The organism is Allocoleopsis franciscana PCC 7113, assembly GCF_000317515.1.
Taxonomy (GTDB): Bacteria; Cyanobacteriota; Cyanobacteriia; order Cyanobacteriales; family Coleofasciculaceae; genus Allocoleopsis; species Allocoleopsis franciscana.
On record NC_019739.1, the window covers coordinates 43,992 to 62,479 of the forward strand.

Annotated in this window: 14 protein-coding genes; 9 read left to right on the forward strand and 5 right to left on the reverse strand. The window is 44.5% G+C overall.

Annotation, left to right across the window (positions count from 1 at the left end):
• Positions 1-158 precede the first annotated feature (158 nt).
• A protein-coding gene (locus MIC7113_RS35645; protein WP_390464103.1) for an IS5 family transposase occupies positions 159-1,600 on the forward strand; the annotation gives its coding sequence in 2 pieces (ribosomal slippage) (positions 159-582 and positions 582-1,600; 1,443 coding nt in all).
• A gap of 197 nt (positions 1,601-1,797) precedes the next feature.
• Here the strand turns inward: MIC7113_RS35645 and MIC7113_RS30955 are convergent.
• The 3 genes from MIC7113_RS30955 to MIC7113_RS30965 all read right to left on the reverse strand — a co-directional run bounded on the left by MIC7113_RS30955 (position 1,798) and on the right by MIC7113_RS30965 (position 5,006).
• Positions 1,798-2,997 (reverse strand): DNA cytosine methyltransferase, encoded by a 1,200-nt coding sequence (locus MIC7113_RS30955; protein WP_015186134.1) that lies wholly within the window; start codon positions 2,995-2,997, stop codon positions 1,798-1,800.
• Positions 2,997-3,767, reverse strand: coding sequence for a phospholipase D-like domain-containing protein (locus tag MIC7113_RS30960; protein WP_015186135.1), 771 nt, complete (start codon positions 3,765-3,767; stop codon positions 2,997-2,999). The genes MIC7113_RS30955 and MIC7113_RS30960 overlap by 1 nt, the downstream gene beginning before the upstream one ends.
• Before the next feature lie 264 nt (positions 3,768-4,031).
• The gene (locus MIC7113_RS30965) at positions 4,032-5,006 is read right to left on the reverse strand and encodes a tyrosine-type recombinase/integrase (protein ID WP_155898294.1); all 975 of its coding nucleotides are present in this window, start codon (positions 5,004-5,006) and stop codon (positions 4,032-4,034) included.
• 600 nt (positions 5,007-5,606) lie between these two features.
• Here MIC7113_RS30965 and MIC7113_RS30970 point away from each other — a divergent pair.
• The 8 genes from MIC7113_RS30970 to MIC7113_RS31010 all read left to right on the forward strand — a co-directional run bounded on the left by MIC7113_RS30970 (position 5,607) and on the right by MIC7113_RS31010 (position 13,448).
• Complete coding sequence (locus MIC7113_RS30970; protein ID WP_015186137.1) at positions 5,607-6,002, forward strand: hypothetical protein; 396 nt, start codon at positions 5,607-5,609, stop codon at positions 6,000-6,002.
• Complete coding sequence (locus MIC7113_RS30975) at positions 5,999-6,304, forward strand: hypothetical protein (protein WP_015186138.1); 306 nt, start codon at positions 5,999-6,001, stop codon at positions 6,302-6,304. The genes MIC7113_RS30970 and MIC7113_RS30975 overlap by 4 nt, the downstream gene beginning before the upstream one ends.
• A gap of 181 nt (positions 6,305-6,485) precedes the next feature.
• Positions 6,486-7,016, forward strand: a complete 531-nt coding sequence (locus MIC7113_RS30980; protein ID WP_015186139.1) for a hypothetical protein — start codon at positions 6,486-6,488, stop codon at positions 7,014-7,016.
• A gap of 148 nt (positions 7,017-7,164) precedes the next feature.
• Entirely contained in the window at positions 7,165-8,163 is a 999-nt protein-coding gene (locus MIC7113_RS34045; RefSeq protein WP_015186140.1) for a hypothetical protein, read from the forward strand.
• A gap of 644 nt (positions 8,164-8,807) precedes the next feature.
• Positions 8,808-9,005 (forward strand): hypothetical protein, encoded by a 198-nt coding sequence (locus MIC7113_RS30995; protein ID WP_015186142.1) that lies wholly within the window; start codon positions 8,808-8,810, stop codon positions 9,003-9,005.
• 64 nt (positions 9,006-9,069) lie between these two features.
• Positions 9,070-10,629 (forward strand): DNA polymerase III subunit gamma/tau, encoded by a 1,560-nt coding sequence (locus tag MIC7113_RS31000; protein ID WP_015186143.1) that lies wholly within the window; start codon positions 9,070-9,072, stop codon positions 10,627-10,629.
• A gap of 66 nt (positions 10,630-10,695) precedes the next feature.
• Positions 10,696-11,613, forward strand: coding sequence for a hypothetical protein (locus tag MIC7113_RS31005; protein WP_041781480.1), 918 nt, complete (start codon positions 10,696-10,698; stop codon positions 11,611-11,613).
• 29 nt (positions 11,614-11,642) lie between these two features.
• Complete coding sequence (locus MIC7113_RS31010; protein WP_015186145.1) at positions 11,643-13,448, forward strand: bifunctional 3'-5' exonuclease/DNA polymerase; 1,806 nt, start codon at positions 11,643-11,645, stop codon at positions 13,446-13,448.
• A 25-nt stretch (positions 13,449-13,473) separates the two neighbouring features.
• On the opposite strand, the gene MIC7113_RS31015 is transcribed toward MIC7113_RS31010, so the two are convergent.
• Positions 13,474-15,009: a phospholipase D-like domain-containing protein gene (locus MIC7113_RS31015; protein WP_015186146.1), complete on the reverse strand. Its 1,536-nt coding sequence runs from the start codon at positions 15,007-15,009 to the stop codon at positions 13,474-13,476.
• Complete coding sequence (locus MIC7113_RS31020; RefSeq protein ID WP_015186147.1) at positions 15,006-18,449, reverse strand: serine/threonine-protein kinase; 3,444 nt, start codon at positions 18,447-18,449, stop codon at positions 15,006-15,008. The genes MIC7113_RS31015 and MIC7113_RS31020 overlap by 4 nt, the downstream gene beginning before the upstream one ends.
• Positions 18,450-18,488: the final 39 nt, after the last annotated feature.

An 18,488-nucleotide genomic window follows, 5' to 3' on the forward strand; every position in this document is an offset into this window, starting at 1 on the left:
GTACAGAAAAAGATTTATTCCCTGTAACCCTATATGTAGGGTTTGCTGTAAAAACCGGAAACCCTTAGCTATAAATAGTTTGAGCGGTCTTGAAAGTTGTTCAGCTCCCAGGAAATCTGGTAGAATCCCACAAAATCCTTGTACCAAGAGCAGGGAAAATGTACAGAAAAGCTTCCTCAAGCCCGACCCCACCGGAAAACTTTGAGCTGCCCTTTGAGGGAAAGTTATCACAAGATAACCGTTGGGTAATCATGGCAAATCTGATACCCTGGGATGAATTTGAAGAGGAATACGCCAAAATTTTTTCTATTGATATGGGGGCACCTGCGCTGCCATTTCGGATGGCATTGGGTTCATTAATAATCAAAGAAAGATTAGGAATAAGCGATCGGGAAACAGTAGAACAAATAAAAGAAAACCCTTACTTACAATACTTTATAGGGAGAAAGCATTACAGCAACGAAGCCCCTTATGATGCCTCACTTTTGGTAAGATTTAGAGAAAGGATAAATGTTGATTTAGTAAATCAAATAAATCAAAGAATGGTAAAGAAGATTCAGGAAGAAACAGAGGAGGAATCTAAAAAAAAAGCTCACTCTCAGAAAGGCAAGAAACAAGAGAAAGCCCGAATCAAGGGAAATTAATTCTGGATGCTACCTGTGCGCCAGGAGATATCAGCTATCCCAATGACTTGGGTCTATTAAATCAAGCCAGAGTCAAAACGGAAAAGATAATAGATACTCTCTATAAGCCCCTAAAAGGGAGACTAAAGAAAAAGCCAAAAACTTATAGAAACCTCGCTCGGAAAGATTACTTGAAAGTCGCCAAAAAACGGAGATCGTCAAGAAAAGAGAGAAGAAAAGCTATAAAAAAACAACTGAAATATATAAAAAGAAATTTATCACACATTGACCAACTCCTTCAGACAGGAGAAGCACTTGAGGGTTTGAGCATCTCTCAATATAAGAGCTTGCTGGTGGTGGCGGAAGTTTACCGTCAACAGCAATGGATGTATGAGAATAAAGCCCAGAGAATTGACGACAGAATAGTCAGTTTAAGTCAGCCCCATATCCGTCCAATTGTGAGAGGAAAAGCCGGAAAACCTGTAGAATTTGGAGCTAAACTAGCAGCAAGCGTCAGAGATGGATATGTCTTTTTAGACCGTATAAGCTGGGATAACTTTAATGAAGCCGGAGACTTAAAAGCCCAAATAGAAGCATTTAAACAGCACACAGGAGTCTATCCCGAATCAGTACATGTAGATAGAATTTATCGAAATCGCGAGAATCGAGCATTCTGTAAAGAAAGAGGGATTAGAATAAGTGGCCCCCCCTTAGGCAGACCTCCAGCTAATGTCAGCTCAGACAAAAAGAAACAAGCCTTAGACGACGAGAAGGTTCGCAATGCTATTGAAGGAAAATTTGGCATCTCAAAGCGAAGATTTAGCTTGAATCGCGTCATGGCTAAACTGCCTCATACTTCTCAAACGGCTATTGCTATCACTTTTTTAGTCATGAATCTTTCCACCCTGCTACGGCAGTTTTTTTGTCTTTTTTTGTGCGATACACAACATCACGCCTTTTTTCTCGATAACTATTAATTCGGCTTATGCTTGTGGGAATTAACAACAACAAAAGCTCATTATTATTCCAGGATTAAATAACTGATTAATCCATCGGTTGTTTTTCGCCGACTTATTCAGCAAGCCCTATGTAGTATTGGCACCCCTCAGTGCGTAAGCCTACATCTTTAACTCTAGTCAAGGTTCTCTAGGAATTTAGCTCTTGCTTCTACTTGCTAGTTTAATTGCTCAAGAAGTGACTCAGCAATTGCTTTGGAGAGTGGTGGAGGCACAGCATTACCAATTGCTTGGACGACTGAGTCATACTCATGCCCCAGTTGAAAGTTATCAGTAAAGCCCATTAACCGAGCTAACTCACGAGGCGTAAGCGCCCTCTCATACTTGTAATGGTAGGCAAAATCTGAATGACCTTGTACAGTGGGGCTGTGGCTTTCAGGGAGTAGCCGACGATACGCACTGTAATGACTTCGCCTCAGTTGTCCACTGGCTGGCTCGAATGGAATTCTATAAGTTAAGGGAGTTGGTAAATCTCGCCAGTTTCCACCAGGCACGATCGCTTTTAGCCTCTCTCTAGTTTCTGGTCGAACCCGTGGAACTACATGACCATCTGTTTCCTGGGTATACTGTCTTGCCCAACGCTGGTAGGCACTTTGTGGTGGAACCCCGTAAGAACGATTGCTTCCTTTCGTTTTACCTTCTAGAATGGGCAAGTCGGCGATCGCCTGTTCGACATTGACTAATCGACAGTCATCTGGGTCAAGCAGACAAGAGCGCCAAGGTTCCTGGAGTTTTGAGCAGTAGCCTATCTTTCCATCTTGTTCAACTCTTCGCAGCCAAAACTGTTGATGGGGAATATCCACTCCCTTTGGAATAATGGGAAGACGCCCAAAATCCCATCGAATCCCCACCACAATCAATCTGGCTCGTCGAGAAGGATTTCCAAAGTTTGCAGCTTCTAGTACTGCATGGGCAACCCGATAATTATTTCGCCCTTTCAACCTGCCTATAAATCGCTTAAAAACTCTAGATTTTTCTAGCTGAGGCACATTTTCGTAAATAAAAGCTAACGGACTTAACTCCCGTACAATCTCAGCAAATTTAATAGCTAGACGATTGTTCGGATCTGAATGTGTATCCTGACCATTCCGAATTTGTGTAAAACCCCGACAAGGGCTTCCTCCTACAACTAGATCGACTCCACCATTCAATCTAATTTTTTCAATCAAATCTCTAAGATTTGCGGACTTAGAAAGGTCAATATTTAGTACATAAGTATCGGGTAAATTACGTCGATAAAGAGCCAAAGCAGGCTCGTGATTATCTATCGCCCATAAAGGTTCAATCAAGCCTGTTTCCTTCAATCCCCAAGATAAACCGCCCATTCCGCAGAATAAGTCTAAGGCTCTCAAACCCATCAAAGTGTCTCCAAATGAATTGGCTCAGCGCGATCGATGAGTTTTTGAAGCATGGGGACAAGCTGCTGAGCTACAAAAATTCCTTCGACTAACAAGCCAAATTCTATATCACCCTCTAGACTATTTTTTGTCCAATTTGCTGAACCTATATAAGCAGATTGATTATCTTTAACAATCATCTTTGAATGAAAAGTTTGACGGCTTTTAATACCATCATAATCTAGATTATATGCTTTGAGTAAGTGAAGGTTTTGCTCGGAAACTAAACTCCGAACTCTTCGTAAAGTTGGCAAAACAAACTCTCGGCTACCAGGAATAGCCCTTCGCAGTACAAGTCGAACGCTTACGTTGCCCTGTTGCAATTGCCAAGCTAATAGCTCTATTAGGGTATTAACCTGTTGATTGTCAAGACTAAAAAAGGGATTAATTATCCACAAAGTTTGACTTGCTGAACGAATTAAGTCTCGAAATACATCGATAGTCTGGCGAGATTGAGCAATATTTAACCATACAGGATTAGTTAGAACCAATTGAATTTTTGGGGTAAGTTCTTCCGAATCGGCATAAGCCCATATAGCACCTTGTACATGGCTCAAGAAGGTTTGAAACCGGGTTGAGTCTGTAATGCGCCCTTTGCGATCGCACAGTCCTGCCTGTGAGAGCCACTCTAGTAAAGCCTTTGTCCGAGTTGAATCATACGGTTCACTGATATTCCCCGTAGCTGCCCTACCTATCAGGGGATCTAAATCTAACGAAGAGTGGTACAGCATTTTTGCCACTCTTATCACTAAAGCTGTGTAATCTGTCGCCAAGGTTTTCAATTCTGATGATCTGATGAGGATAGATTAGGAGTGATTGCCCCACTCATGCTAGTGTTCCCACCAGATGCTGCTCAAGCACATCCAACTCCATCAGAATTTCCATCTAACCTCCGCTCACAGGCGAGATTCCCCTTTTCCTGATTCCTTGCATAACTTATTGAAACTGCGCTCTCGCAGAGGTCTACCGCATCCACGCTATCTACGACGGTTCGGTCAAGGAGTTGGCGGTTCTTCCCCGATCGCCTCATAAAAGGCACGCTCCGCCGCAGCCGATAGAGCACGTTTGGCGTAGCGCTTGAAATTAGCCTCTGACTTGTGACGAGTTAGAGTTCGAGCGTGCAAGCTGTCGATGCCCTTCAATAACAGGTTTGTAGCATAGGTGTGCCTCAAGCGATGCGGCGTCAGGTTCTCAATTCCCGCCAATTGCCCCAACCCCTTAATCGTGTAATAAATCCCCTGATATCCCAGCCGTTCTTCTTTACCGGGAACTGGACTTTGAGACAAAAACAGCGGACGATGCTTGGCGTAGCGCTCTCCCAAGTGCCGTCGCTCCTTTAGGTAAGCATTGAGACACTCGCGTGCTTGTCGATTGAGGGGAACAGTGCCGCCGCTATCGTCTTTCCCTTTGCGAATCGTCAAGCGTATCCCGTCATAGTCTCCCAGATTGAGCGCTGCCACTTCTCCTGCTCGCAACCCGTGCAACAGAACAGCTACCAGGGCTGCATCTCGCCTTTGGTGGTCGGGCGGAAGCTGCCCAATCGCTCTGGTGAGCGCCTCCACCTCTGAATCCAAGAGATCAAATGCTGGTGGCGACGGCAATTTGAAGAGCGCTACGGAGGAGGTGGGATTGGTGGAAAGACTGTCGGGATACGCCGCCAGCAGCCAGCCAAAAAAACTTTTCAGAGCAGAAAGCGCCCGATTGACTGAACTTTCTGCTAGCGATTTTTCCAAGTGTTCCTTGTACTGAACGATTTGTCGGGGCGTAATTTGGCTAATCGGGCGCTCCGTCCACGCCAAAAAGCGTCGCAGTTCCCGCCGATAAGCAGTCTTGCTGTTGGCGCAAAGCGATCGCGCTTTTAAAAATTCCTCAACCCGCACTTCCCTCAGGTCAATCGGACTAGCACCAGAAGCTGGCACAGGTGCTGGCGATCGAGGACTAGGGGAAGAAGAATCTGGGGAAGCCGACATTATGAATGAATGAGGGAGGGAGCGCATTCTTTATTTTCCCTCCTTTGCCGTAAGAGTCCATGTAAAATAACAGAACATTATCTTACAAGGAGCGGCATCAACCGACCAGAGCATCTGGATTTTTTGTCAGTTTGCACATAAGTTGAAAATTGTCGGTTTGCACATAAGTTGAAATTCTGTGGGTTCGCGCATAAAGTGAAGCGTGAGAACGACACAAATTTCACTCACCATCATCGAGTAGCCCCCTAAAATTTCACTTTATGTGCGTTATGTACGGCAAGTGGGGGCTGGAAGCCCCATAACTCCGTTGTCAAAATTTCACTAGATGTGACTTTACGTGCAAACCGACACCGCTTGTTTGCCAGCTTGTAACGGCAAAATTCCCTGGAGATGTCTAGAGGGGAAGGCATTGAGATTCAGGTATAAGTGGAGTCAGCTATCAAGAAATACGAAGTAAGTCAAAGTCAAATAAAAAGATTGCACTTGTCCACTTTATTGATAGCTAATAAATATTTTTGAACAATTCAAAAAATTTTCTTTTCTGTTTCAGAGTGTATTCCTTGTGGATGGGTTGAAGTTTCTCCATAACCGCTTGCCTTCATGAGTCAACGCTCTCGCCCATTAACCAACCACACCCTCTTCGCTCTGAAGATAGTCAACGTACTAAAACACCAGCCATTGGATGAGCAAACAAGTTTAAATAATTCCACTCATACCCAATTCTATCAATCAGCTAATAGCCAACAGCATCCTCCTCAATTTTCTATAGGGAACGAAGTAGTTTGGGCTTATGTTTCAGCCCATGACTACGGTGTTGTAATCGACCGCGTGTGGACAACCGAAACTGTCCATAAAGTGACAGGATGGCATTACCTTGTACGCTTACACCCCAATAGCTCTAGCTATCCCTTCTGCAAAGAAGATTGGGCTTTTGAAGAAGACCTAGAATTGCTCGCTGATTTTCAACGACACAAGGGTGGAGGAGGTGACTCTTGAATAAAGAGAACTCCGAGGCTAGAGCCTTTCAAAACTGGCTGTGGGGTAGACTGCACCCTCAAGACTTTTCAATTCTCTGGGCACCCGTGAGTTACAGGGAAATCGGGCTTTTGTGCGGAGTTTCTGCCTCGACGGTACAGCACTGGCTTGGTGACTCCACTGCTGTTTCCCATCGAGAACCGGGGGATAGGTATCAGCGACTTTTAGCACTCGCTGACTGGTTTTTGTCCACGTTTGAGCTGACCCCTCAGCAGCTCATAGCACAATTTGAGCTTGAACAACAGCCACAAGAGTGCGAATAATCCCGTTATCAGAGCGTTTCTTTAAACAGCCCTCTTGATATAAGGTGACTGTTGGAGAGGCTTTCCGCCTGCTGAACCGGTTAACAGCGATCGCAAGTTTCATGCAAGCCGACGCGATAAGCCATAGCGATGTCTTTGAGCTTATCGCTCGAACTCCCTTTATCAATTAATTAGAAAACTTATGAGGCATACCGACTGGTTGCGCCTGAAGACTCAAGGCGAAAACATTTGTGCTGTTCTCAGACAGCAAGGTTATCAATGTCGAAAACAAAACCGCCGCTTGTCTTGGAAGGTGAGTAAAGAAAGCATTTCTTACGTACTGACGTGGCTACCTACGCCCATTGATGAGTGGAGTTTAATTCCTAAAAATACCGAACCGGAACGGTCTAAGATTATGTCGCTCGTACAAAGCGCTCTCTCTGAGGATAAAGGTATTTTAAAGCCTGATGACCAAGCAGAAGATGCGGAGAATTTAGAGCAACGCTGTCCCCGAAAGCCTATCTCCACATCTCCTCATCTGGGCGGTGACTCGACCCGCCCTTGGGCAATTGTTCGCCTCTTACCCGACCTACGACGCTACACGGTTGCTAGGTTCTACAATCGTAGTGATGCTCTAGATCACAAAAGAACGCTTAACCGCTTCATGCCGGCAGCGGAGTTTGAAGTAGTTTTTGACCCTCCTGAAACTGAGAACAAGGATGAGCAGGCATAACACAAGGTGATGGAAAGATACTCATGTACTGATGTTGAGATTCCTTAAAATTGGGAATAGCAGAACATATACCTTGTCAAAAGAAGCCGTAGCAGTGGAGTAGCTCTCAAGGCATTTGTTCAGGGAGTAGGGAGGTGTCCGTTTCCATATGCCAAATTTCCCAATTATCCTTTACCCCAAACCTATAGAGGAATTTCTCAACACTGTGGAGGCAGAAACTCACCAAATTCCACCGTTACCCGATGCCCCCACCCTGAAAAATGTTGCCTCATTGTCTCAGGTCAACGAAGTTAGTCAAACCCTAGTGTTAAAACTAGCTTTTGTCGCTAACTTCCTACTCTTGATTGGAGCTATATTCTTTACCAATCTCTCTATCGGGTTATTAGCTCTGCTCTTACTCACTTGTAGCTATACCCTCGTATTTTCATGGAAAAAAGTCTCCCAAGGTCAGTTTTACCAAAAGTCACTTCCAGACGAAGACGCCAGCCAAATCAAACAATATGAAAAACAGTTACAAGCGTACAAAAAGTTATATGCTGCTCGGATAAAACAGCAACAACAGTACAACAAAATTATTACGGGCTACAGAAAACAACTCCAAGTCTCACTCAATCAAGCTCTGCTGCCCAAGGGGTATAGTGCCGCTCCACAAGGCGTGTCGGAGTTGCAGTTCAAGCGTTACTTAAACAAGTATTTTCAAGGGTCAATTCATCAAGGATTGGAACTCCCTATTCCTCATAGCGACCTTTCCTACAGTGCTGATTTTACCTATGTAGACAAATTTATGAACTTGTACATAGATATAGAAATAGACGAACCTTATTACTATAAAACTCAAGAACCTACCCACTGCGACGACCAAGACAAAGACAAAAATCGGAACGCTTTTTTTCTAGAGAACAACTGGATAGTCGTCAGATTTGCTGAGGAGCAAGTTGTCTGCTACCCTAACAGATGCTGCAAAGTCATAGCTAGAGTCGTAGCCGAAATTACAGGAGACTGGGAAATCTTCAATAAATTCAAAGAAGTGCCTGAACTCCCTCCTGTCAAACAGTGGAGTAGAAGAGAGGCGAAGAGAATGGCAAAAGCAAAATATAGAGACAAATACTTAGTGTCATTAAATAAGCTAAAAAACATCAATAACTAATCTGTAAAACCACATCTGACCTTATACCTGTACTCTAAGGTGAGATAATTGTGCTATTCATCACATCAAAAAGTGATGAAAATCACTCTACTATGACTAGAATTTTGTCAAAGTGGAATTAAAAAAGTCATTGCCTTAAGTAGGAAAATGATTAGGTTAGATTCGCAAAAAAAACTCAAGGAATTTGAGGCAGCTTTAATCTCAGTAGAAGCCGGGTGGTATAGGGTTAGTTATAGCAGGAGAGGATTAACTGAAAAAGAACGCCTTGAGAATTCACAGCGAGGCGAAGACTTGAAATGGTTGAAGTCAGCTTTGCAGAAATACGAGAAAGAGATTCACAAAACCTCACAAAGTCAGAGATTTTGGTGTGGGTGCAGCCAAGGGAAATCTTACCGTCGCACTCTAAACTCTGAGTCAAGAAAAGCCCTAAATTTAATTAAAAAGGCTGTTGGCGAGCGAGAGAACACACCTGAAGATTTGGGATTACAGGTAGGGTGGAGGTACGCACGGCTCAAAAGCTATGTGTCTCGCCATTTGGAGCAGCTTTCCAAAGAGCATGAGCAGGATATGGTAACTTTTGGATGAAACACAACGGGAGTGTAATTGCCAAAGTAGCGGGTGAAAAAATCCCATAGCTTTTACGTATGAAATATCAAATTGTTGTAACTCATCCGGATAGTCCAGAAGCGTACTATTACGATGATCTGTCAACACTTTGGAGCGCGTTAGTAGAGCAAGCCCTGAAGGCTATAAGACAATATCAGCAAGACGGGTTATTACGAACCGTTTCCTTTGATACTCAACCCAAGCCGGAGCAATACATCGATCAAAACTGGCTTTAAGTTGAGTTAATTTAATCAAATAATCAGGCAGCGACGGCAGGGGTGAAATTCACATACCTCTGCTATGTCATATCAACCTCTGCATCAAAAATACCGTCCTCAAACCTTTGCACAGCTCGTCGGTCAAGACGCGATCGCTACTACCCTAACCAACGCCATACGACTGCAAAGAATTGCTCCAGCTTACCTGTTTACAGGACCCAGAGGGACGGGCAAAACCTCCAGCGCTCGCATTCTTGCCAAATCCCTCAACTGCCTCTCCACTGACCAACCCACTGTAAATCCTTGTGGAGAGTGTGAAGTGTGTCGGGCGATCGCGTCTAGTTCTTCCTTAGATGTAATCGAAATCGACGCGGCTAGCAACACTGGGGTAGATAATATCCGCACACTCATTGAAAGTGCTCAGTTCACTCCTATGATGTGCCGCTACAAGGTCTTCTTAATTGATGAAGCGCATATGCTCTCAACTCAGGCACTAAATGCCTTACTCAAGACTCTAGAGGAACCCCCCTCACGAGTTGTCTTTATCCTTGCTACCACCAATGCAGAGCGGTTATTGCCCACAATTATCAGTCGCACGCAACGCTTTGACTTCCGCCGCATCCCTCTAAACGCGATGGTACAGCACTTGAAGGCGATCGCAGAACTTGAGAGCATCGATATTACTCCACAAGCCTTGAACCTAGTGGCTCAAATCGCTAGCGGGGGATTGCGGGATGCTCAGAGTCTGTTAGACCAGTTGAGTCTTTTACCCAAACAGATAACTCCAGAGACGGTGTGGGAGTTAGTGGGAGCGGTGAGCGAGAGTGACTCCATTGCCCTGATAGAAGCGCTTACACTGAAGGACTTCACAGCCTTGCTTTGTGTGACTCGACGATTGGTAGATGCTGGAATTGAGCCACTGACCATTCTGCAAACCCTAACAAGTAGTTGTCGAGAGCTACTAATTGCTTTAACGAGTCCGACTCGACTTGACCTGGTAACGGTCAGCCCCCAGAGTTGGGAGAAACTGTGTGAGTTAGCCCAACACTGGGACATCACCGCCTTACAACACACTCTACAGCAACTCCAAGTCGGTTCGCGGCAGCTCACTAACACACAAGTTCCTGTACTTTGGTTAGAAGCCGTTCTACTTTCGGTGTCCCCTCAGACATCGACGACACCTGCTACAACCACCACGCCCCTTATTGCTGACACTCTGACACGGGGACACTCTGACGCTGGGAATGGAGAAAAACTCTCCGCGTCTCCCACTCTCCGCGTCACCGCGTCTTTTTCCTCCCTTCCACGACGGAAAAGCCCAACAACAAGCACGTCAAAAAATGGTACCGGTACTCAGCCCACTTTGACAGTATTTCAAGAGCCTGAGCAGGAACTCACTAGCAGTGTCAGTGTTACTTGGGAAAAAGTATGGCAAACTTCCCTAAGCTATCTCTCTCCTCTCAACAAATCCTTGCTCTCAAATCACGGCTCTTTACTCGACGTAGAGGGGTCTGTGGCTCGTGTTGGTATCAAATCTGCCAGCCTCGCTAAAATCGCCACTAATAGCCGCGCTGATATCGAGAGTGCTTTGAGCAAGGCACTAGGAAAGCCGATTGAGGTGAACATCGAAGTGAGTCATTAAGGATGATGTATTGCCAGAAGATGCAATCGCGCAGGGTAAGGTATTTAAAGAGTTTGCATTCTTTCTATGTCTTCCTCACCCAATGGCAAGTCTTGCCAAACCGAGAGTTCTTACCCAACAGCTGACGAGTTGAGTTCAAGAATGCAGCTAATCGATCATGTTGCTAGATGGTTAGAAGAGGCGGGATTAAGTCAAGCTGCAATTGGACAGTGGAAATTTAATGCCCTTGCTGCCGCTTATCCCGACGACTTGATGATTCAATCAGTCTGCCAACAAGCCTCATCTCTACTCGGCGCAACACAGTCCTTGCCAGAAGTTGGTATGACGGCAACAGATGTTTCCCTACAACTGAGTGAAAGCTTGGGGCGAAAGATTAAGCCAGCCGATATCAACAAGGCTTTGGTTGATTTGGGGTATCAAATACGGCATGAAGATAAAAGAATTTGGGAGTTAACTGAAGAAGGAAAAGAACAGGGTCTGAGCCTACTGAGTACCTCAAAAACTAATAAGTGGAGTGGGCCTCAAGTTAAATGGTATTCCTCAATTATTCCGATCTTAGAGGCTTATTTTTCTAATATCGGCGAACAGAGTGATGGTTCGCAATCGCTTAATAGCCAAAAGCTAGAGTCAAAGACCCGTGTCAGTTCTGCGCCAAAAGAAGCGTCCGATTCAACGGTGGTTACAGAGGTACTCAAGGACGATTCAGCCGCAACAACAGCTTATAAAGCTTCATCAAAACCTAAAACTGAGAAAGAAAGTTGGTTTATAAGCGATCGCTTGAAATTTCTCAAGCTCAAAACAACAGCCGATATGCGTATGCACATCGAGATGGAAGCGGCAGAGGCATACAAGGAAAAGCATGGAAAACTGCCCTCAAAGCAGCTTGACAAACAAAAACAATGCGAGCTGTATCACGAGGTCGATCTAGAAATGCTCGATACGATAATTCACAAAGTAATGGCTCGATACAAAAATAAAGCATAACTTACAGCCATTAGGGAAGAGCACTGCCATTGGTTGCCAAGCAACAGCTATGTCATAAACCAATGCTCTCTTCTTGTTATACACGCCAAAAGGAAAACGAGCTTTATCAGCTAATTACAAACGCCACTGATTTAGAGCCAATCCTTGAACCTTTTAAAATTAGCGATCGCCTCGCTATCGATACAGAAACCACTGGCTTAGACCCTTTCACCAACCGCATCCGACTCTTACAACTCGCTATTCCCAACCACCCAGTCTTGCTGCTGGACTTGGTAGCCATTCAAGACAAAGCTACTGCACTACTAAACCCAGTCCTCAACTCAAACGCTCTCAAAATCTTCCAAAATGCCAAGTTTGACTTGAAGTTTCTCACCCAAGCCGGAGTGCGAGTTAGTGGTCCCTTCTTTGATACAATGCTTGCTTCGCAGGTGCTTCAAGCTGGGTTAAGAGGGATAGACCACAGTTTGGAGGCTCTATCGATAAAGTACCTGCAACAGACTTTAGACAAAACCGAGCAAACTGGCAATTGGTCGAGTGGTGAGCTAACAGATTCACAACTAGAGTACGCCGCACGGGACGCGGCTATCCTCCTACCACTTTCTAGCATTCTCTCACAACAGTTAGAGGCAGCCGGACTGACTCAAGTAGCCGAGATGGAATTTGCCTGTCTGCCAGCATTTGTGGAGATGGAACTCACTGGTATGAAGCTAGATGTCAACGCTTGGAGCGCTTTACATCAGAATTACAACTCGTTAGCGCAACAGCTCAAAGAAGAGCTAATGAAAACACTGGCGACACCAGCCCAATTGCCCCTGTTTCCAGAACTCACTCAAACTGTCAACCTTAACAGCCCGTTCCAAGTCTTAGAAGCCTTCAAAAATCTGGGAATTCCTGCTACGAAAACAAACGCTTCTCACCTGGCAACCTATGCCGCCACTCATCCAGCCGTCTCCACTTTCTTGGAATACAGACAGACAACAAAGGCGCTTACGACTTATATTCAAAAGCTCCCCTTACATATCCACCCTCGCACTAAAAGACTGCATCCAGACTACTACCAGTTGGGTACAGCAACAGGTCGAGCCAGTTGTTCTCACCCCCCACTTCAACAAATTCCCAACAAGAACGAATTTCGCTCGTGCTTTGTCCCCGAAGCAGGCAATTGCTTAATTAGCGGAGATTTTTCCCAAATCGAGTTAAGAGTTATCGCTAAATTTACTGGCGAGCCGACAATGACTTCTGCCTACATGAAGGGAGAAGACTTGCACCAACTTACCGCATCGTTTGTAGTAGGAAAGCCTTTTGATACAATTACTAAAGAAGAACGAAAAATCGCCAAATCAATTAACTTTGGTTTGGCATTTGGGATGGGGGCTAAAAAGTTTGTGGTTTATGCCCGCTCTCAATACGGATTGGAGTTTACCCTCTACCAAGCTACCCGCTTTAAAAAACAATTCTTTCGCTTGTATCCAGGACTTACCAAGTGGCACGAACAAGTAAAGAAGGGAGTAAAGCGAAGCGGGCGCACTCTAAGTGGACGCAGACGGCTGTGGTCAAAAAAGCCACCGTTCACCGAACTAGTTAATCACCCTATCCAAGGCTCAGCCGCTGATATCCTCAAACTCAGTCTAGGTAAATTGCCTGCGGCTTTAAGGGGGACAGGGGCAAAGCTCATTGGCACAGTACATGATGAAATTTTGATTGAATGTCCTCTCGATACGGCAACTCAAGCTGCCCAAATTTTGGAGAGAGTTATGGTAGAAACGGGAGAGCAATATTTAGCTCCAATTCCCGTAGAAGTTGAAATCAAAATCGCTAAGAGTTGGGCAAAATAAAGCGATTCGTGCTCTAACCTCAAATTCACTGGTCAAATCGCGACCTGTAACTGTCGAACAGCTCATCGATCTTCTGGGGGTCAGATACAAGTGTCCCCCGCTCATCTCGGAACGTGCGATCTCGATCACCTCTAAAGGAAAGCCAGTTGAAACTCGTAGTAACAGCAAATTTTGTATCAGAGATAAGGATTTTCGCGTGGGTATCTCCCAGACGCTTAAGGACAAAACTATTTTTGTACTGACGTGCTAATTTTTGGATATTCTCCTCTGCTTTAATATCAGATGGATACCTTTTATCGTTGTCTTTTTCTCCCAACCCGTATCCAATAAAAACTTGCACTCCGCGCTTGATAAGCTTTTCAAACTGTTGGAGAAACTGTTGATTCACAGAACTGGCTCGAATCCAAGGAGAGATGATCATCAGACGTTCTTGGCTATCATTTAGAGCCTGTTCCAGAAGCGGACGGTGTTCGTACATCTCTAACCATCGCATAGGAACTGAAGCTAGGCGCGAATCAAGTTTGGCTTTAAGTCCCTCTATTTGCTGTTGTGCTTCTTGAAGTTGTTGCTCAAGAATGAGTTTTGCTTCATCGTCCTCAGTTTGTTCAATACTGTTTCGAGTTGTGTTTATTTGTTCTTCTAGCTGAGCTTGAGCCGCAGATACTTCTTCCTTAAGAGCTTCAACTTCTTGTAATGGAGCTTGAGCAACAAAATCATGCCCTAAAACTTCTTCAGCCAGCTTTCGGGGCGTGCTTTCCCTCAATGATTCTAGAATGCGAAGTTTTCTAACACCATCAGTACGAGCAAAGGCTTCTTCATGTTCATTGGATAGAACAGCATCAATAGCAAAGGCAACCTGAACATCATCACTATCTTTTGCCTTATAGATTAGTGCTAAGGCAGGTTGGAAAAACCTTTGCCTTCTTTCAATAGCTTTCAAGGCTAGCAAATCACGCTCTTGTTTGGATCTTGCTTTAATTTTCTCCTCAATTTTGTGAATAATTGCATCCACATCTTTGAGTTTGAGGTCTGACAATTCTGGAGGTTTATTCGGCGATGGTTCAATTTCTATAATTCCTTGGTTGCGTAAGTCTTTAGGCTTTAGCAAACTTGACTCCAAGTATCCGTACCAACGAGGATGTCGTAGGAGTCCATCAAAGTTGATATCAAAGGTTCGCTCCTCTGGAACAACAATTTTGGCTGCACGGAGAGTCTCCTTTCCTTTCTTAGTTAATTGCCAAACTTGCATTAGAGAGCTATCAGGGGCAATGAGATCGATATCCTCACTTATTCTTAAATTAATCATTGCATCCCTGACAATCGGCTGCTCCAGACCCAGAAAACCTGCAATATCCTGTTCTGAGGCAAGACCAATGTCAATAGCTTTTAAGACATATTCTTCTATCGGAGGAATTGGCTTACGGAGTTGGGTTAGCGCTTGAACCGTAATTTTATAAACGGGTAAACCGACGGCTTTACAACAAACAAGGTCAAAACCTGTTCGATTGTCATAACGACGCAGTTCTTCTGGGGTGAGAGGAGCTGATTCTTCTAAATTCATCGGCTAGCCTCCTTAAGGACGCAGTTTTTCTCGTGATGCTCAACATACTCCAGAACTCTATGTAATGGATTGTCTTGACTCAAGGTTCGACAGAAATAGTGATCTCCTACAATAACTAATCCAACCTTACCCCTTGATAAAGCCACATTCATTCGCTCTGAATCACGTAGAAAACCTACCTTACCTTCTTTGTTAGAGCGGGTCACGGAGTACACGGCAATATCTGCCTCACGTCCTTGGAAGGCGTCAACTGTATTGCACTCAACTTTCAAGGCTTGCCAGTTGTTTAATAATGACGCCAATCGGCGATTGAGCAACTTTAGCTGTGCTGCGTACCCAGTTAAGACAGCAATACTGTAGTTCTTCTGAGCTTCTACTGCCATCCGGTTGAGCTGATTTAGAAGCTCAACTATGACTTTGGCCTCACAGGGATTATTAAAGCTAGAATTAGCAGACTGTTCCCGACAATTGGGGAGTTTAGCTGTTGTCAACCAAGTTACAGGCTGTGGTAAAACTTGAAGCAGGTTTTTATCTACATCATCTCTAGCACTTTTGAGTTTACCATCATAGAAGCACTCACTGATAAGATTACCAATTGGTGCAACCATCCGATGTTGAATGGTTAACATTTTGCAGCACCCATCAGGGAGAGTCCTAAGTAGGTAATCAAATAATGTTTCCCTGATGTCATCTGGTTCTAAATCATACTTGCTGAGAAAATCAGCATTTCTACTAGCTTCATCTTGGAATGGTGGCAGTTGTTTCGGGTCGCCAACGAGTATCCAGCGATGCGAGCGGGCTATCGGCACTAATACTTCTGTTGCCGTAGCTTTTGAAGCTTCATCGATAATACAGAGGTCGAATTCTATATCTTGAATGTCTCTAGGAATGCCGATACAAGTTCCGGCTATGACTTGCGATCGCTTAATCAGAGGTGTATTAAATCTCTCATCTCGACCAAACTGCTCGAACCATTCCGCCTGAATACTCAGCAATCGCTGGAGCATTTTCGACTCTGGACTATTCGGATCGATGAGTTGATTTATCCGCTCCTCTATCTCCTCAGTCGATAGCCTCAACAGTTTATTAGTAGCAATTCCCGTTAATTCTTTAAGGCGCTTGGCTTTTTCCTTCTGTTGCTCTCGTGCTTCTTTTAACTGCTTACGCAGGAGACTAATTTCAGATTCAATACTCTGGCATTCCTCTAGCTTATTCTTTGGTATCTTAGCTTCTAACAATGAATCTGGATTTTCGGGGTCGTAATTTATCGCTAGTATTTCATCTAAATCCTGCTTCCAGATATTAATTTCTCCTCGGAGAGTTTCAATCTTTGTCACTAGATTTTTCATTTCTTGAAATAGTGTGGCTATTTCACTGTCATGCTGAGAAATACCCCGCTGCGCTGACCAATCATTAATAAATTCCTGTCCTTTAGCGATCGCTGCCTCTCTCCACTGCTCCATCTGGTCTTCCAGCAAAAGCGAGTGAACATTCTCTGACACTCGTTCATGACTGCCAATCCGCACCAAATTGAGGTTAGAATTTTGCGCTTTAATCCGTTCTAGTGCATTATCTAGTGCTACATGAGTTTGAGAACTGAGTAAAATTCTAGCCTCAGGGTTTTGTTTAAGGGTTTGCAGAACAACTTCTGTAATAAATGTTGTTTTTCCTGTCCCTGGTGGTCCTTGGACAATCAAGAAGTCTTCTGTCGTTAGCGCCGCTTTAACAACTTGTTGTTGAGAGGGATTTAGAGATTGAATAAACTGAATATCCTTATTAACATCAGGAATACGGACTTCTTGAGAGTTGATAAGTAATTGGCGAATGTCAGAGCGGACTGCACGGTCAAATCGAACAGCATCTAGGGCATTTTTCTGTCGATTTAGGGCAACTTCAGCAGCACGGCTATCAAAGCGTAGCTCACCGCTTTTTGGAAGTCGCTCTGGTTCTCCAGACCTGACATAAAGAACTAATTCGTCGCCTCTGACTTCCTCAACATCTCCCCCTAGATAGCTATATCCTTGTATGTTGGTCACATGGCGAGGTTGTCCAGCAAGATCGTCTTCTGGGAGTTCTGCTAGTTGAAAGATAACGCGGTTACCATCGCGAGTAAAGCTTGTATATTGAAGCGGTTTCTCTCGGTTTCTTTCCCAATCTGTCTTAGCTTTGAGAATATCCCACCAAATACGGAATAACCGTTGCTTTTCTTCTTCTGCCTTTGTCTGTCGGAGATTTGCTTCATGTTCTTCTATAGCCAGTTGAAGCTCTCTGATAACCTCCTCGGCTTCCCATCTATTCAGCGGTTTTCCAAATTTGAATTCATAGAGTGGAATCCATGCACGTTCTCTATTTTGTTCTAGTATTGCACTAGAAAAATCTTGGGCGTTGATAATGACTAGGTAATCTCGCTCAACAACTACATGATATCTGTAGGAAAATCCAAATATAGAGTAATGACCTTCAGAAGACTCGTCAGCCCTATTGGCTGCACTAGATTTCTTTAAAGGTGAGATTCCACATCCACTATTCAAATCCTCTAAAATAATCTTTTGAATTTCATCTTGAGGCGCATCAAGTACAGTCCGAAGATTGGTCAAAGCATTGTTAGTAAGTTGCAGGTAGCAAGGGCGTTTCGGAGTTAACCATTGTTGCGATCGCTGCCCTTGGATAGCATTCAGTTCAGCTAGTAGCACTTCGGCATTATGGTAGCGCTCTGCTGGATCGAGGGAAACAGCACGCTCGATGACTTCAAGAATTTGAGTGGGTGCATCAAAGGCATCGAGTGCTTGGGTGATGCTATCGTAATCGACAAGCTTTACTTGTGTCAGGCACTTGAGTACCAAGACACCGAAACTGAAGACATCACGGGTGTAAGAATAAGAGCCATCATCAGCCTCTGGTGGTGTGAAGGGGCGAGATACAAACTCCCTAAGAGTAACACTAGGACGCAAATAACTCCTGAGCTTAGATATGCCAAAGTCAGCGAGTTTTACCTTACCAGCACTGCCAACTAAAATATTGCTGGGCTTGATATCGCGGTGGATGTAGTTGCGATTATGGGAGAAGGCAAGAGCCTCTAGTATCGGAAGAGCTACCGCTTTCCAGAATGAATCCCATCCATCTGGTGGTGATTCTAAAAGAAGTGCTTCTAAATCTTTCTCCATCCACTCAAGGACAACAAAGTATTCACCCGTACTTTCATCCTTGCCTGAATCGAGAAGTTCCACGATGCCGGAATGCTTCAATTCTTTAAGGGCTTGGGTTTCACGTCTGAAGGACTCAGCTAGAATATCCGCTTCAATCTGTCCGTGTTTAAAGACTTTGACAGCAACCAGCCGTTCTTCGAGATCGTAGTCTCTTGCGCGATAGACATCAGCCATCCCGCCTGCACGCGGGTTGGGGGATAGAGCATAGCGATCGTTGATGAAGCGAACTGGCATAACTTAGCTACCCCTAGAAGATTTCTGTTCATTTGTAAC

Coding starts and splice junctions, on each gene's coding strand:
- MIC7113_RS30955 (WP_015186134.1), bottom strand. CDS start 2,997: ATGGGTTTGAGAGCCTTAGACTTATTCTGCGGAATGGGCGGTTTATCT.
- MIC7113_RS30980 (WP_015186139.1), top strand. CDS start 6,486: ATGAGGCATACCGACTGGTTGCGCCTGAAGACTCAAGGCGAAAACATT.
- MIC7113_RS34045 (WP_015186140.1), top strand. CDS start 7,165: ATGCCAAATTTCCCAATTATCCTTTACCCCAAACCTATAGAGGAATTT.
- MIC7113_RS31000 (WP_015186143.1), top strand. CDS start 9,070: ATGTCATATCAACCTCTGCATCAAAAATACCGTCCTCAAACCTTTGCA.
- MIC7113_RS31020 (WP_015186147.1), bottom strand. CDS start 18,449: ATGCCAGTTCGCTTCATCAACGATCGCTATGCTCTATCCCCCAACCCG.
- MIC7113_RS31005 (WP_041781480.1), top strand. CDS start 10,696: ATGTCTTCCTCACCCAATGGCAAGTCTTGCCAAACCGAGAGTTCTTAC.
- MIC7113_RS30970 (WP_015186137.1), top strand. CDS start 5,607: ATGAGTCAACGCTCTCGCCCATTAACCAACCACACCCTCTTCGCTCTG.
- MIC7113_RS30965 (WP_155898294.1), bottom strand. CDS start 5,006: ATGTCGGCTTCCCCAGATTCTTCTTCCCCTAGTCCTCGATCGCCAGCA.
- MIC7113_RS30960 (WP_015186135.1), bottom strand. CDS start 3,767: ATGCTGTACCACTCTTCGTTAGATTTAGATCCCCTGATAGGTAGGGCA.
- MIC7113_RS31015 (WP_015186146.1), bottom strand. CDS start 15,009: ATGAATTTAGAAGAATCAGCTCCTCTCACCCCAGAAGAACTGCGTCGT.
- MIC7113_RS30995 (WP_015186142.1), top strand. CDS start 8,808: ATGAAATATCAAATTGTTGTAACTCATCCGGATAGTCCAGAAGCGTAC.